10 protein-coding genes are annotated in these 14,818 nt (G+C 70.8%); 3 read left to right on the plus strand and 7 right to left on the minus strand.

The window, feature by feature from the left end; all coding sequences use genetic code 11:
• Positions 1–49: 49 nt before the first annotated feature.
• Both FLV34_RS30380 and FLV34_RS30385 read left to right on the plus strand, forming a co-directional pair.
• Positions 50–520 carry a hypothetical protein gene (locus FLV34_RS30380; RefSeq protein ID WP_147944722.1) on the plus strand — a complete coding sequence of 157 codons (471 nt, stop codon included), beginning with the start codon at positions 50–52 and terminating at the stop codon, positions 518–520.
• A 122-nt stretch (positions 521–642) separates the two neighbouring features.
• Positions 643–1,893 (plus strand): ROK family transcriptional regulator, encoded by a 1,251-nt coding sequence (locus FLV34_RS30385; RefSeq protein ID WP_205830983.1) that lies wholly within the window; start codon positions 643–645, stop codon positions 1,891–1,893.
• Positions 1,894–1,989: 96 nt separating this feature from the next.
• Here the strand turns inward: FLV34_RS30385 and FLV34_RS30390 are convergent, their stop codons facing one another.
• On the minus strand, positions 1,990–2,808 hold the full coding sequence (locus FLV34_RS30390) for an SAM-dependent methyltransferase (RefSeq protein WP_261985960.1): 819 nt from the start codon (positions 2,806–2,808) through the stop codon (positions 1,990–1,992).
• 163 nt (positions 2,809–2,971) lie between these two features.
• Between FLV34_RS30390 and FLV34_RS30395 the strand changes: the two genes are divergently transcribed.
• Positions 2,972–3,157: a hypothetical protein gene (locus tag FLV34_RS30395; RefSeq protein WP_142651194.1), complete on the plus strand. Its 186-nt coding sequence runs from the start codon at positions 2,972–2,974 to the stop codon at positions 3,155–3,157.
• Positions 3,158–3,308: 151 nt separating this feature from the next.
• Here the strand turns inward: FLV34_RS30395 and FLV34_RS30400 are convergent, their stop codons facing one another.
• The 6 genes from FLV34_RS30400 to FLV34_RS30425 all read right to left on the minus strand — a co-directional run bounded on the left by FLV34_RS30400 (position 3,309) and on the right by FLV34_RS30425 (position 14,529).
• Complete coding sequence (locus FLV34_RS30400) at positions 3,309–3,890, minus strand: ATP-binding cassette domain-containing protein (protein WP_261985961.1); 582 nt, start codon at positions 3,888–3,890, stop codon at positions 3,309–3,311.
• Between the two features lie 66 nt (positions 3,891–3,956).
• Positions 3,957–4,757, minus strand: a complete 801-nt coding sequence (locus FLV34_RS30405) for a DeoR/GlpR family DNA-binding transcription regulator (RefSeq protein ID WP_221890004.1) — start codon at positions 4,755–4,757, stop codon at positions 3,957–3,959.
• A 426-nt stretch (positions 4,758–5,183) separates the two neighbouring features.
• Positions 5,184–7,175, minus strand: a complete 1,992-nt coding sequence (locus FLV34_RS30410) for a SpoIIE family protein phosphatase (protein WP_142651192.1) — start codon at positions 7,173–7,175, stop codon at positions 5,184–5,186.
• A 166-nt stretch (positions 7,176–7,341) separates the two neighbouring features.
• Complete coding sequence (locus FLV34_RS30415; protein WP_261985962.1) at positions 7,342–9,504, minus strand: glycoside hydrolase domain-containing protein; 2,163 nt, start codon at positions 9,502–9,504, stop codon at positions 7,342–7,344.
• 263 nt (positions 9,505–9,767) lie between these two features.
• Positions 9,768–12,014, minus strand: a complete 2,247-nt coding sequence (locus FLV34_RS30420; protein WP_147944725.1) for a glycoside hydrolase family 3 C-terminal domain-containing protein — start codon at positions 12,012–12,014, stop codon at positions 9,768–9,770.
• A 157-nt stretch (positions 12,015–12,171) separates the two neighbouring features.
• Positions 12,172–14,529, minus strand: coding sequence for a glycoside hydrolase family 3 N-terminal domain-containing protein (locus tag FLV34_RS30425; protein ID WP_142651190.1), 2,358 nt, complete (start codon positions 14,527–14,529; stop codon positions 12,172–12,174).
• Between the last annotated feature and the right edge of the window lie 289 nt (positions 14,530–14,818).

Below are 14,818 nucleotides of genomic sequence, written 5' to 3' on the forward strand. Positions count from 1 at the left end.
TGACTGGCGGGAGCGCGCGATGAAGTGTCAGCGGTACGGCGGGACGGCCATGAGGAAGATCGCTCTCGGTCTCCTCGCCTGCGCGTCGGTCGTTGCGGCGCTGGCCCCCGCGGGCCCTGCCGCCGAGGCCACGCGCACCCCCGGGCGGGAGACGCCGCGCCACCAGGAGGCCGGGCCACAGGAGCCCCGTCCACGAGAGCCCCGGCCGCAGGAGCCCCGGCCGCAGGCATCCGGGCAACGGTCCACGCGGGCCGTCAGGGACGCAATCGAGGCCGGGCTCACCGCGTCGAGCACCACGACCAACCGCGGCACGCAGCAGATCATGATCAACGTCGCGACCGGCGGGACCGGCATCCAGAACGCGATGTGCCGGGGCAACCGGGCGTGCGACATCGCGCAGGCGCTCGGCATGCCCTCGGCGGCGCCCTCACCCACGCCGACCCCGGCCGCGGCCCTGCAAGCCGGGTCCAGGGCGAAAGCGCGCGGCCACGGCGGATCACGGCGAGCGGGGGGCCGGTGAACGCGGGCCTCCGCCGCGGGCGCCTCCGTTGGTAATCTCAAGACGGGAAAGGGGTTCGGCCCTGTCCCTCCCGTCCACGGCCCGCCAACGAGGAACCTCCGAGTCGTCAGGATCTGCGCACCATGTCGAAAGCCGGTCGGTCCCAAGAGGAGATGCGCCGGCGCAACCTCGGCGATCTGCTGCGGCACGTGCACCTGGCCGGGGCGCTCTCCCGCTCCGAGCTGGCCGACCGGATGGGCCTGAACCGCAGCACGATCATGGCGCTGACCGCCGAGCTGTCCGCGGCGGGCCTGGTCAGCGAGGAGCTGCCCGCAGACACCGGCAGGGCGGGCCGCCCGTCGCTGGTGGTCCGCCCGGAGCGTGACCGGGCACACGTGCTGGCCTTCGACGTACGGGTCGACCGCCTGGTCGCGGCCCGCGTGGGACTGGGCGGGGAGATCCTCGACCGCCGGGAGGCCGCCCGGCAGCGTACGGGCGCAGACCTGGAAGACGTCGTCGGCGTGCTCGCGGGCTTCGGCCGCGAGCTGCGGCGCGGCGCCCGCGCGGGCTCGGTGTGCGTCGGGGTCGGCGCGGCCTACTGCGGCATGATCCGGCCCGACGACGGCACGGTGCGATACGGACCCTACGTCGGGTGGGTGGACCAGGCGTTCGGCGTCGAGCTCGGCTCCCGGCTGGGGCTCCCGGTGCTCGTCGGCAACGAGGCCCACCTGGGCGCGCTGGCCGAGCGCGACCGCGGAGTCGGCCGCGGCTTCGACAACCTGGTCTACCTGCACGGCGACGTGGGCGTGGGCGGCGGGATCATCGTCGGCGGCAAGCTGCTCGGCGGCGACGGCGGCTACGGGTGCGAGCTCGGGCACATGGTGGTGAACCCGTACGACGGGCGGCCCTGCATGTGCGGCTCGCGCGGCTGCCTGGAGGCGGAGGTCGGCGAGCACGCCCTGATCGAGGCCGCGGGCCGTTCGGGCGAGCTGAGCGGCCGCGAGGGCGTGCGCGCCGTGGTGGAGGCCGCTGGAGAGGGAGACGCGGCGGCCGGGGAGGCGCTGCACCGGATCGGCGACTGGCTGGGCATCGGCGTCGCCAACCTGATCAACCTCTTCAACCCCGGGATTGTGATCTTCGGAGGGATGCTGCGGGACGTCTACCCGGGCTCGGCGGCGCAGGTCGCGCGCAGGGTGGAGACGAACGCCATGGTGATCTCCCGCGAGCAGGTGCGGCTGCGGGTCTCGGCGCTCGGCGACGACGTCACGCTGGTCGGCGCCGCCGAGCTGGCCTTCTCCAGGCTCCTGGCCAACCCCCTCGACGTGCTCGCGGAGATGCGGCGTCGTACGGCGAGCCACCGCGCGGCCCCCCGGAGGCGAGTGGCCACCCTCTGAGCGCACCACTGCGCGCAGCTCCGGAGCAGGTGGTGGCGCTACAGGAGCGCGGCACCGCAGGGGGTCGTTCCGCTCGAAGACATGCGGACCTGCCGGTCAGGGGCCGGGCACGAGGCCGACTCCGCCGATGATGTCGCCTCCCGGCCTGCCGTTCCACGCGGGCTCCACGGTCTCGGGCCGCCACAGGTGCAGCGGCACGACGCCGGGCTCCAGCACGTCGAGGCCGTCGAAGAGACCGCGGACCTGGTCGGCGGTGCGCGGCACGATGCCGCCCGCGGTGGTCGCGGTGTAGACGTCGCGGCCCCGCCTGACCGTGTCCTCGTCCAGGTCGCCCTGGGTGATGTGGGAGACCACCACGTAGCCGCCCGGGACGAGCGGCTCGCGGAACGCGCCGACGACGCGCGCCGCCTCCGCGTCGTCGGTCACGAAGTGGAGGACGGCCAGCATGATCAGGGCGATCGGCTTGGTGAAGTCGAGGTGGGCCCGGACGCCGGGGTGGCCGAGGACCGACTCCGGTTTGCGCAGGTCGCCGTCGATCACGATCGATCGGGGGTTGTCGGCGAGCAGGGCGCGTGCGTGGGCGAGCACGATCGGGTCGTTGTCGACGTAGACGACCCGGGACTCCGGCGCCTCGGCCTGCGCCACCTGGTGGACGTTCTCCTGCGTCGGCAGCCCGGTGCCGATGTCGAGGAACTGCCGGATGCCCGCGCGCGCCAGGTGCCGTACGGCCCGCATGAGGAAGGCGCGGTTGGTCCGGGCGACGTCGCGGGCGTTGGGCAGGATGGAGATGATCTTCTCGGCCGCCTCGCGGTCGGACGCGAAGTTGTCCTTGCCGCCCAGGTAGTAGTCGTACATCCGGGCCACACTCGGCGTGCCGGGGTCCACCACCCACGCGGGCGCCTGCTCCTCGTGCACGCTCTGTCCTCCACTTGCGGGTCGGTACGCGGCATGGGACGACGTCCATCCTAGAGACGCGAGCGCCGTTTTTGACCATCTGATCCGACAAGCGGCAATGCCGGATGTGCTTATGCAAATGCCCTTCGCTCGGGTAGGGATTGACGAGAGGGGAGGTGACGGCATGGAGCCGCGCGGCGCCCTGGGACTGCGCATGGTGCTGGCCACCTTCGGGCTGGTCGTGTGCGTCTTCATCGCGATCACGGCGTACGCGGCGGGGCTGTTCGTGGCGGCGACCGTCGCGACCGTGCTCGCGATCGTCGCCGCGGCCGACTTCGTCACGATGGTCCGCCGCCGGGCCGGGCGCTGAGGACGCAGATGTGCCGGAGCGCGCCGCGCGGGCGGCGCCCGTGTGGCGCCGCCGGGCCGGGCGCTGAGGACAGGCCCGGGGACAGAGCCGGGGACAGCCCCGAGGCGCGGCTACGGCACGCCGGGCGCGCCCCCTTGCCGGCCCCCGGGGCTCAGCCGGCGGCGAGGGCGCCCATGATGCGGTCTTCGCTGACCTCGGGCCCGGTCGGCTCGCCCACGACCGCGCCGTCGCGCAGGACCACCACGCTGTCGCAGTTCTCCACCAGCTCCGACACGTCGGAGGAGATCAGCAGGATCGCCGGCCCGTCCACCGCCAGGTCGTCGAGGAGCGAGCGCATGGCCACCTTGGTCGTGATGTCGACACCCCGGCTGGGCTCGTCGAGCAGCAGCACCTTCGGATGCATCGCCAGCCAGCGGGCCGGCAGCACCTTCTGCTGGTTGCCGCCGGACAGCTCCCCGGCCGCCTGCCGGGGTGAGACGGCCTGGATGCCCAGCCGCCGCATGAACGTGTCGACGATCCGGTCGAGGTGCGCGTCGGAGACGATCCCCGCGCGCGACAGGCGGGGGAGCGCGGCCGGCGCGATGGTGTCGCGCACCGACAGGGTCGGCACGATGCCCTCGACCCGGCGGTTCTCCGGCACGAGCCCGACGCCGGCGCGGATCGCGTTCCTGATCGGCCACGTGCCCGCGGGCGCGCCTTGAAAGCTCTTGCACAGACCTGCGGCCTGCGGCACGGTTGCCTCCGCCGTGAATGGTGAGCCCGATAGAAGATAAATCCGTAACGAGGCCGTCACATTCGATCAGATCTGAGCAACGTGCAGGCGGACGCCCTTGCCGCCCAGCTCGTCGAGCACGTCGTGCGGGGCGGCGGCGTCGGTGACCAGATGGTCGATCTGCTCGGCCGAGACGGTCTGCACCATCGCGTCGACGCCGATCTTGGTGTGGTCTGCCAGCACGACCACCTCCTCGGCGGCGGCGGCCAGTGCCCGGTCGACGCAGGCGACCTGCATGTTCGGGGTGGACAGGCCGCGGTCGGCGGTGAGCCCGTTGCCGGAGACGAAGGCCCGGCGCACGCGCAGCCCGGCGAGGGACCGCTCGGCCGCGCTGCCGACGAGGGCGAGTATCGGCCCGCGCAGCGTGCCGCCGGTCAGCATCACCTCGATGCGCGGGGAGTCGGCGAGGGCCTGCGCGACCAGCAGCGAGTTGGTGACCACGGCCAGCTCGGTGTGCCTGCTCAGCCTGCGGGCGAACTCCTGGGTGGTGGTCCCGGGGCCGACGACGATCGCGTCACCATCCTCCACCAGCGACGCGGCCAGGTCGGCGATGGCCGACTTCTCCGCCGAGGAGAGCGTCACCTTCTGGACGTAGCCGGCCTCCCGGTTCTGGTCGCCGGGCAGGGTGGCGCCGCCGTGGTGCCGGTTGAGCAGGCCCTCCGACTCCAGCGCGCGCAGGTCGCGGCGTACGGTGACCTCCGACGACTGCACCGCCTGGGCGAGCTCGCGCAGCGAGACGGCCCCGTTGGCCCGCACCAACTCCAGGATGCGCCGGCGGCGCTCGGCCGCGAACACGGGCCGGCGCCCGTCGCTGTCCCTGTGGACCACGCCCTCACCCTCCGCTGTGATCGGTTCCGGTCATAGTCGACCAGCCACGGCGCGGCACCGCTGACCGGGGATGAACGATTCATCCGATCCCTTGACTGAGTGGGGCCGCCTGTGGTGCTTATTTGAGGACGATACTTGACTCCTGTCCGAATCTGATCGGTTCCGGTCGGAAGGCGCGTTTCCCGTGTGTGTGCCGTGTCCGCGGCTCCGATCTCGACTCTCCCCTCACGCCATGGCAGGTGGTCGCCGGCGCGCCGTGCGGAGCGCATGGTGTCGCCGCCGAAGGCGGCCCGGCTCTCCTCCGGCATGATCCTCGGCATCGGCCTGGAACTTGACGTCCTGTGCGGCTGGACGCGCGGCCGGAACGCCTAGGTGACTCCACCAGTATCGTGCCCCTATTTACCTAATAGCTTTAGGTAACCGGTTTCAGGCGTAGGGTATGCGTACGGCGATGACGGCGACGTCGTCTTTCTGGGCCACGGGCAGCCGGCTGAGCAGCATGTCGCAGAAGGCGTCCAGGGGCGCCTGGGCCAGGGAGGCGGCGGCGCGGCGCAGGCGTTCCAGCCCGACGTCGAGGTGCTCACCCGGCACTTCCACCAGGCCGTCGGTGTAGAGCAGCAGCGTGCTGCCCGGGGGCAGCGTCGCGACGCTGCTCGCGCGTGACATGTCGTAACCCACGCCCACCACGGGATCGACCGCGTCGTCCAGGTAACACGCCCCACCGTCGCGGGTGACGAGCAGGGGCGGCGGGTGACCGGCCACGGAGTAGTGGAGCACCTGCCCGCCGTCGTCGTGCTCCTCCAGACGGGCGAGGACGCAGGTGCCCATGGCCTCGGGGTAGAGGACCTCGGCGGCGACGTTCAATCGCCGCAGGGTGTGTCCGGGAGGCTCCCTCCGGTCGATCGCGAGGCCCCTGAGCGCGTTGCGGATCTGGCTCATGGTGACGGCTGCGCTCAGGTCGTGCCCGGCCATGTCGCCGATGGTCAGGACCAGGGAGCCGTCCGGCAGCAGGAAGGAGTCGTACCAGTCGCCGCCGATCTGCGCAGCGGTGGCGGACGCGGAGTAGCGTGCGGCGATCTCCAGGCCCGGCACCTGCGGTGGGTCCGGCAGCAGGTACCTCTGCAGGGCCAGCGCGACCCGCTGCGTGCGCTGGAATCGCATCGCGTTGCTGAGGTGAGGGTGCGCGTGGTCGAGCATCCGCCCGATGAGCTCGACGGCCATGGCGCCGAGCGGTTCGCGGTCCCCAACGACCACGGCGTGCACGACCGCCGCCACCGCGCCGTCCACAATCACCGGAACCATGACGCAACTGTTGACGCCGGCGACCGACTCGCCGTTGAGCACGACACCGGCCGGCGCGTGCCCCTGGGGAAAGTCCCGGTGCACCGGCCTGCGGGTTGTGATCGCCGCGACGAAGTCGGAGTCGGCGTCGAACACCTCCTGACCCGCCAGGGGAGTCGCGCCCGCCGGCACGATGCCGGCCACGGGCATGGTGACGAAAGGCAGCGAGATCGGCTGCTCCTCGAATTCCGGCAGCACGTAGATGGCGCATCCGTCGGCCAGAAGGGGCACGATCACCTCGGCCAGCGCGCGCAGCACCTCGTCCAGGTTCGCGAGGTTCGCGGTCGCGGCGGCGACCTGGTCGAGCAGCAGCCTGTGCTGTCGCTCCTGCCACTCCTGCTCGATGTCGGCGATGGTGCCGACCCACTCGACTATCTCGCCGTCCTCAATGATCGGTATGCCTTGCACGCGAACATGCCGGTAGTCGCCGCCCGGCGTCCGGACCCGGTAGACCTGGTGAAGAATGTCCTGCCGTTCCACCGCCTCGGCCCACTTCTCGAGGGCGGGCTCACGGTCGTCCGGGCACACCGCGTTCAGCCATCCGTTGCCGCGGTGCTCCTCCCATGGCTGTCCCGTCAGCCGCTGCCAGCCGGCGCTCGGTTCGCTCACTTTGCCGACGGGGTCGGTCACCCATACCGCCTGTGTCTGCAGTCGCACCAGGTTGCGATAGCGCTGCAGGAACCTCCGCTGATCCCCGGCGGCGGGACCGGGGAGCCGCCCGGCGAAGACGCGGTCGGTGACGTCCACGACCACGATCAGCAGACCTTCCTCTCCCTCCCGCATGATCTTCGACATGCCGACCGAGGCGAACCGCAGGCTTCCTCGCCCGCCGTCCTCGAAGGGAAGCGCCTCGACCGTCGCGGGCTCACCCGTTTCCAGCACCTGGTCGAACAGCTCGAAACGGTCGTCCACACAAACGTCGCTCAACACTTCCCTGATCGGCGTTCCTCGCTGGTGAACGCCGACCATCTCCTGATAGGCCCGGTTCACATAAAGGAGCCGGTGATCCGATCCGCCGGTCACCAGCACGCCCACAGGCAGGGCGTCAAAGCCGTCGAGGTCTACGTCCAAGATCATGATCTTCGAACTCCTCCGCGCCGCATTGCCTTTTACAACACAGCAGAACGTAGATCCTTGCTTATTCACTATTCATGAATTGTCTCTGCGGCGCTGTCCGTCGTCCCAGCTTGGCCACCTCTTTCAAGGAAGACGACGCCGTCGATCGTGCCGAGCCGGGTCGGGCCTAGAGGGTGCGGAGGGGCGCGTTGTGCTTCTCGAACACCTTGTAGAGGCCGAGAAGCTCGTGGCCGTACTTCTCGGCGGCGGCGTTGACGCCGTTGTATCGCGCCAGAATCCTGCGGGTGTTGTCATCGCCGGTGGCGAGGCCGGGGCGCGCGACGCCTATCTCGGCGGCTCCCCAGATGTGGACGTACGCCACGGTGGTGATGTTGTACGAAGGGTCCTGCAGCTTCTGCCAGACCGCCCAGAGGTCGGTCTCGTCGGCGGGGTCCAGGATGGCGCCGCTGATGATGCCCTTCTGGATCGCGTGATTGCGGGCTTTGATCGCCGTCGCGGCGAAGATCTGCGCCAGCCCGGTGCTGCAGTCGTTCGTGCCGATCGGGCCGCCGGTGTAGTGACTTCGCACGAGTTTGTCGGCCGCCAGGTCCGCGGGATTCCATTTGCGGATCTCCCACAGGATCGGGGCCTGGATCAGCGCCTTGCGCATCTTCAGACGGCGCGCCAGACCGCTGATCAGCTTGTCGTGGGTCAGCGTGATGTCGAACGCCTTGGTCGTGGTGTTGCAGCCCAGGGTGGCGTTGTCCTTGTCGAACAGATCGCTGCCACCTGCCTCCGGGACGCCGATGCTCGTCAGGTAGTTCCGTACGTCCTGGAGCAGTGCGCCCTTCTTGCTCATGTCGAAGTCGACGTCGAGGCCGGCCGCGACCGTGCCGGGGTCGAATCTGCTCTGACCCTCGTCGAGACCCGAGGCGATGTTGTTGTCAATCTCGATCTTCCCCGCACCCGAGCCGACGGTGATCGTGGCGATCTGGTCGAACGCCCAGTCGGCGGGCATGGGGTAGCCGAGGTTGCCGGAATATCCCGAGGACATGTCGGAGACGAAGCTCGCCGACGTCAGGCCCATGGCACTGACCCGGCTGCAGACGTTGCGGGGTCCGTAGATGCCGACCTTGTAGCCTCTGGCGTGCTCGTTCATCGTGTTCGCGATTCCGCGGAAGTGCGGAATGACATTCGACGTCACCTGATGGTCCAGCGCGTCGAAATCCACGGCGAAATAGATCCGCGTGCCGGATCTGAATCCGTGGCGGCGGGCCCACTCGATCGCGGCGAGTGCGTCGATGACGCCCTGGGCGTACCCGAAGTAATCGACGGATCTACCCGAGGTCTGGTAGATGGGGAAGACGCGCAGGCCCTTCTCGGCCAGCACCGCGAGCTCGCCCGGCTGGATCATCTTGTTCAACGTGGTGTCCGGCACGTTGCACAGGTAGCGGCCCGCGATGCGGTAGCCGGCGGCTTTGAGCGCGTCGGCGCGCGCCGGGGTGATCTCCGTCACGCAGTCGAAGGCGCTGCCTTTACGGGTCGCGTCTCCGGTGGAGACGAGCAGGGAGGCCCAGGTCTGGAAATCCCCCTTGCCGGTGACGGGTAACTTGACGAAAGTCTGAAATCGTCTGACCTGTGTGGACAGCTGGGAATCGAAGGTGCCGGTGAAGGTGACGCCGTCACGCCTGTTGAACACCATCGCAGCGGAGAACAGCCGCACCCAGGGGCCGGAGGAACCAACGGAGAGGGTGTTGGCCTTGAGACCGGCCTGGGTGGCGGGCCCGAACACTCCGGTGGCCTCGGAATCGCTCATCCCCAGCTCGAACTGGACGGCCAGCATCAATGCCTTCTGGACGTCCCTGGAGAAATATCCGTCACAGGGGACGATGAAGAAGCCGGTGCGATTCACATAGCGAGCGTTCATCCACTGCTGGATCGAGCGGACAACGGGGTTTCCACCGCTGACGACGACGTAAGCGTCCATGTTCAGCAGCGCCTTGAACACCTTCGGCACCACATCGGCGCCCGGATATACGCCGCTCACGCCCGCGTCGGACTTGAGCTTTTGAACGGCGGCGGCGACATGATCATTGAAGATCCCGTCGATTCCCCCGCCGTCATAGCCCTTGCAGTACAACCCCGACTGGATGATCCGGACCAGGTTCGCCGGTGCCCCGGTGCCGGGACCGACGGACGGCCACGTGCTCTGGAGGGTGGACATGGTGGTCGGCCCGAAATTGTCGGACAGCGCGGTGCCGCCCAGCTCGTGTTGCAGGCATCGGGTCAGCGCGCGCATCGTCGACCAGCCGGTTATGCCGTCTTCCGCGACCTTGGTGATGCCGGGCACGTTGCCGTAGATCGAATTGATGAACCGTTGTGCTCGGAGCACCATCTCGTCCATCGCACTCTCCCGTACCGATTCTCGGCCTGATGCGGCACTTATCGAGGTGTGGTGCTACGAGCCCTGCGCCTGAGATGCGGAGGATTATCTGGATCGTCCCTATGCGGTGCGATCCTGTCAACGGTTCATTATCGATATTCGGTTGTCACATCCGGAAAGGCGATTTGTCGGTGGCATAAATCCCAAAATGCGCCGGAAATGCCGGCGGCTCAGGCCGCCGGGCCGTCCGACCCGCCCAGGGCGACCAGCTCCCGCAGGGTCGCGTGGGGAATGTCGATGCCGGCGAAGGACAGGAACCGTCCCATCGGCATCGACGAGGCCATCCGCAGCCCGTTCTCGTCGTCCTCCTCGGGCCGGGCGCTCTTCCCGCCGGTGAGCACCCGCAGGAGGGCGGGCCCGGCGAGCGGGTGGGAGAGCCACTCGCCGAGCGTCGAGTCGAGTGAGACCACGGGGACGACGGTGTCACCGCCGAGGCTGATCGTGGTCTCGGCCACGACGGACGAGGCGTTCTCGCCGATCTGGATCGTGTAGTCGCCCGGCGCGACGACCCACCGGCCGAGCCGGACGTCGTAGTAGGCGAACGCCCGCCGGTCGAGGTGGAGCGTGACCAGGCGCGACTCGCCGGGGGCGAGGGAGACCTTCGTGAAGGCCCGCAGCTCCCGGGCGGGCCGCCGTACGGGGCCTGCGGTGGTTGACACATAGACCTGCACCACGTGCTTGCCCGCCCGGTCGCCGGTGTTGGTCACCCGCACGGTGACGGTCGCCCTGTCGTCGCCCGTGCGGGTGACGGTGAGGCCGTCGGTCGCGAACGTCGTGTAGCTCAGGCCGTGGCCGAAGGGGTAGCGCACGGGCAGCTCGACCGTCTCGTAGTAGCGGTAGCCGACCATGACGCCCTCGCCGTAGCGCACGTGCCCGGCCTCGCCGGGGAAGTTGAGGTAGCTCGGCGTGTCCTGCAGCCGCATCGGGATGCTCTCGGCGAGGCGTCCGGAGGGGTTCACGACGCCGAAGAGGAGGTCGGCGACGGCCGAGCCGCCCGCCTGGCCGAGCAGCCAGCCCTCCAGCACGGCGTCCACGTCGTCGTGCCAGCCCTCCAGGGACACGACGCCGCCGTTGGACAGGACGATCACCGTACGGCGGGCCGCCGCGGCGACCGCGCGGATCAGCTCGACCTGGACGGCCGGCAGGTCGATGGTCTCCCGGTCGAAGCCCTCCGACTCCTCCCGCTCGCCCAGGCCGGCGAAGACGATCGCGACGTCGGCGGACGCCGCGGTCTCGGCCGCCGCCTCGCGAAGCTCCCGCGCGTCGCCCGATCCGTCCAGGGTGAACCCCTGGGCGTAGGCGACGTCCGGGGCGTGGGCGCGGATCGCGTCGAGCGCCGCGTCGACCCGCGTGGCGTTGATGTGGGAGCTGCCGCCGCCCTGGAACCGCGGCTTGGCGGCGAACTCGCCGATCACGGCGATGCGGGCCTCCGCCGAGAGGGGGAGCGTGCCGTTCTCGTTCTTGAGCAGCACGGCGCATTCGGCGGCCAGCTCGCGGGCGAGCGCGTGATGGGCGTCGGCGTCGAACGCGCCGGAGACGCCGCCGTGGCGCCGGGTGAGCGCGACGACGCGGCGCACGCTCGCGTTCACCACGGCCTCGTCGAGCTCGCCCGCGCGGACGGCGTCCACGATGCGCCGGTCGCTCGCGCCGCCGGTGCCCGGCATTTCGAGGTCGAGGCCCGCGGCCAGCGCGGCGACGCGGTCCTGCACCGCGCCCCAGTCGGAGACGACCACGCCGGTGAAGCCCCACTCGCGGCGCAGGACGTCGGTGAGCAGCCACCGGTTCTGCGAGGCGTGCACGCCGTTGACGCGGTTGTAGGAGCACATCACGGTGGCGGGCCTGGCCTGGGTGACCACCCGCTCGAACGCGGGGAAGTAGATCTCACGCAGCGTGCGCTCGTCCACGTCGGCGCTGACCCGCATGCGCTCGGTCTCCTGGTTGTTGGCGGCGAAGTGCTTGACCGACGCGCCGGGACCCTCGGCCTGCAGCGCGTTGACGTGCGCCGCCGCCAGCACGCCCGAGAGCAGGGGGTCTTCCGAGTAGTACTCGAAGTTGCGCCCGCACAGCGGCGAGCGCTTGATGTTCACGCCGGGGCCGAGCACGACCGCCACGCCGAGGGCCCGGCCCTCCCGGCCGACCGCGGCGCCGATCCGCGCGGCCACCTCGGGGTCCCAGCTCGACCCCACCGCGACCGCGGGCGGGAAGCAGGTGGCGGGGATGCTCTCGTTCAGGCCGAGGTGGTCGGAGCCGCCGGCCTCGCGGCGCACGCCGTGCGGTCCGTCGCACAGCGTGATGGACGGAATCCCGGCCTCCTCGAGAGCCTTGGTCGTCCAGAAGTCCCGGCCCGACAGCAGCGAGGCCCTCTGCTCCAGGGTGAGCGCGTTCAGCGTGAGCGCGTCGAGGTCGGTCCGGGCCATCGGGAGCTCCTTTCCTTCACGGGGAGAGTTCAACAGTGTTTCCTGCCCCGGAAGGGAGCAGCGGCGGCGCGGCGGGATCTTCCCGGCGGCGGAGGACAGGCGGACGTGACGGCGCCGCGGCGGGCGGCCGGTCCGCCCGCCGCGGCGCCTGTCACGGTCAGGAGGCCGGTTCCTGCACCCGCGCGTGCGTGGTGAGCCGCCGGGCCCCGCCGAGCACGACGGTGTCGCCGGTCAGCAGGATGTCGGTCCGCAGCGGACGGTCGGCGGCGGACGGACCGGCGGTGAGCGCGATGACGCCCGGCTCGACGATCCTGCGCAGACCGGGATCGGTGTAGGAGAAGGCGTCGGTGGGGACCTCGAAGACCACCTCGCGGGTCTGCCCCGGCGCGAGCGGCACCCGGGCGAAGCCGACGAGCTGCGCGACGGGGCGGGCCACCTGCGCCACCGGGTCGGAGGCGTACAGCTGCACGACCTCCTCCGCCGGCCGGGAGCCGGTGTTGGTGACGGTCACCCGCGCCTCGACCGTGCCGTCCGTGGGGCACCGCTCCGTCGAGGTCGTCAGCCCGTCGTACGCGACGGTCGTGTACGACAGCCCGTGGCCGAAGGGGAAGGCCGGGGTCGGGTCGGACACGGAGATCCCCTCGCTGTGCAGTCCGAGAGGCGGCTGCAGATAGGTGGAGGGGTTGACGAAGGGCGAGCCGGGGATCTGGACGGGCAGGCGGCCCGAGGGCTCGACCCGGCCGCTGAGCACGCCCGCGATCGCCGCGCCGCCCTCCACGCCCGGCAGGAACGCCTGGACCGTGGCGGCGGCGCGCTCGGCGTAGGCGCCGATCGCGTACGGGCGGCCGGACACCACGACGAGCACGGTCGGCGTGCCGGTGGCCAGGACCGCCTCGACCAGTTCCGGCTGCACGCCGGGCAGGGCGAGGTGAGCGGCGTCGCAGCCCTCGCCGGAGGTGCCGTTGCCGAACAGCCCGGCCCGGTCGCCGACGAACAGCAGGGCGAGGTCGGACCGCCCGGCCAGGGCGGCGGCCTCGGCGATGCCCGAGGTGTCGTCGCCCGACACGTCGGCGCCCCGGGCGAAGTCCAGGCCGGCGTCGGGGAACTCGGCCCGCAGGAGGTCGAGGACGGGGGAGACGGGCAGGCCCATGCCGTGGCCGGGGAAACGGCCGAGCACGTGGTTGGGGAAGGCGTAGCAGCCGAGCAGGGTCTGCGGGTCGTCGGCGCACGGGCCGATGACGGCGATGCGGGCGGTCGTCCCGGAGGCCAGCGGCAGCGCGCCGGCAGGGTTGCTCAGCAGCACGACGGAGCGTTCCGCCACCGTGCGGGCAAGGTCGCGGTTGCGAGGGCTGTCCAGGTCGGCCTCGCCGGCGTCCTCCGGCACGAGGGGGCCGTCGTCGAGCAGGCCGAGCTCGATCTTCTGCCGCAGCACCCGGCGTACGGCCTCGTCGACCAGGGCCTCCTCCACGTTGCCGCTGCGCACCTGCTCGACCAGGCGCGAGCCGTAGCCGACCGTCTCGGGCAGCTCGACGTCGATGCCCGCGCGCAGCGCGATCGCACCGGCGTGCGCCTCGTCGGCTGCGACGTGGTGGTTCATGGCGAGGAACGGCACCGCCCAGTAGTCGGCCACGACCGTGCCGTCGAATCCCCACTGGTCGCGCAGCACCCCGCGCAGCAGGGCGGTGCTGGCGGCGACCGGCACGCCGTCGATGTCGGTGTAGGAGTTCATGATGGAGCGGGCGCCGCCCTCGCGGATGGCCGTCTCGAACGGCGGGAGGATGACGTCGGCCATCTCGCGGGGGCCGATGCTGACCGGGGCGTGGTTGCGGCCGGCCCGGGAGGCGGCGTATCCGGCGAAGTGCTTGAGCGTCGAGATGATCCCGGCGTTCTCCAGGCCGCGCACGTAGGCCGCGCCGAGCTGTCCCACCAGGTAGGGGTCCTCGCCGAGCGTCTCCTCGACCCGGCCCCAGCGGTAGTCGCGGACCACGTCGAGGACCGGCGACAGGCCCTGGTGGACGCCGACGGCGCGCAGGTCGTCGCCGATGGCCCGGGCCATCCGCTCCACGAGCCCGGGATCGAAGGTCGCGGCCCAGGCCAGCGGGGTGGGATAGGCGGTCGCGCCGTAGGTGGCGAACCCGGTCAGGCACTCCTCGTGCGCGATGGCGGGGATGCCGAACCGGTTGGCCGCGACCACCTGCTCCTGCAGCTTGCGCAGCCCGGCCGCCCCCTCCGCCGGGCTCACTGGGGCGGTGCCGTACACGCGGGTCAGGTGGCCGACCCCGTCGCGCATCCGGTCGGCGAGGTCCGCGCCGTCCTTCATGAACAGGTCCTGGAGCGGCGCGACGTTGCCACCCGCCGCCTCCGAGCCGGCGGGTGAGATGTCGACCCACACCGATCCGAGCTGGGCGACCTTCTCCTCCAGCGTCATCTCGGCCAGCAGCGCCTCCACGCGCTCGTCGAGAGGCCGGTCGCCGTCCCGCCAGGGCGCGAGCCCCGGCGCGTCTACGAATGTCATGACATCCCTTGCTTGTCGATCCGTCGCGTGGGCCTCGGCCCCGGAAGACGCCGTACGGGACCCAGGTGACGATCGGCCCGGCCGTCTCCGCGTCGCAGCGGAGGCAGACGTCGGTACGCGAGCAACCGCATCGAGCGCCCCCTGCTGATCCGAGCTGTCGTCTGATCCGAGCTGTCGTCTGACTGCGGTCCGAAAGTTTCCGAATCAGGACCGATAGTTTATGTGGACTCTAGGCCGGTGCTCCGGAAGCCGTCAAGGATCCGGCAATGAGACATCCGAAACATTCGGC

It is taken from the genome of Microbispora sp. CSR-4 (assembly GCF_008033685.1).
GTDB lineage: Bacteria > Actinomycetota > Actinomycetes > Streptosporangiales > Streptosporangiaceae > Microbispora.

Coding starts and splice junctions, on each gene's coding strand:
- FLV34_RS30395 (WP_142651194.1), top strand. CDS start 2,972: ATGGAGCCGCGCGGCGCCCTGGGACTGCGCATGGTGCTGGCCACCTTC.
- FLV34_RS30410 (WP_142651192.1), bottom strand. CDS start 7,175: ATGATCTTGGACGTAGACCTCGACGGCTTTGACGCCCTGCCTGTGGGC.
- FLV34_RS30380 (WP_147944722.1), top strand. CDS start 50: ATGAGGAAGATCGCTCTCGGTCTCCTCGCCTGCGCGTCGGTCGTTGCG.
- FLV34_RS30385 (WP_205830983.1), top strand. CDS start 643: ATGTCGAAAGCCGGTCGGTCCCAAGAGGAGATGCGCCGGCGCAACCTC.
- FLV34_RS30420 (WP_147944725.1), bottom strand. CDS start 12,014: ATGGCCCGGACCGACCTCGACGCGCTCACGCTGAACGCGCTCACCCTG.
- FLV34_RS30425 (WP_142651190.1), bottom strand. CDS start 14,529: ATGACATTCGTAGACGCGCCGGGGCTCGCGCCCTGGCGGGACGGCGAC.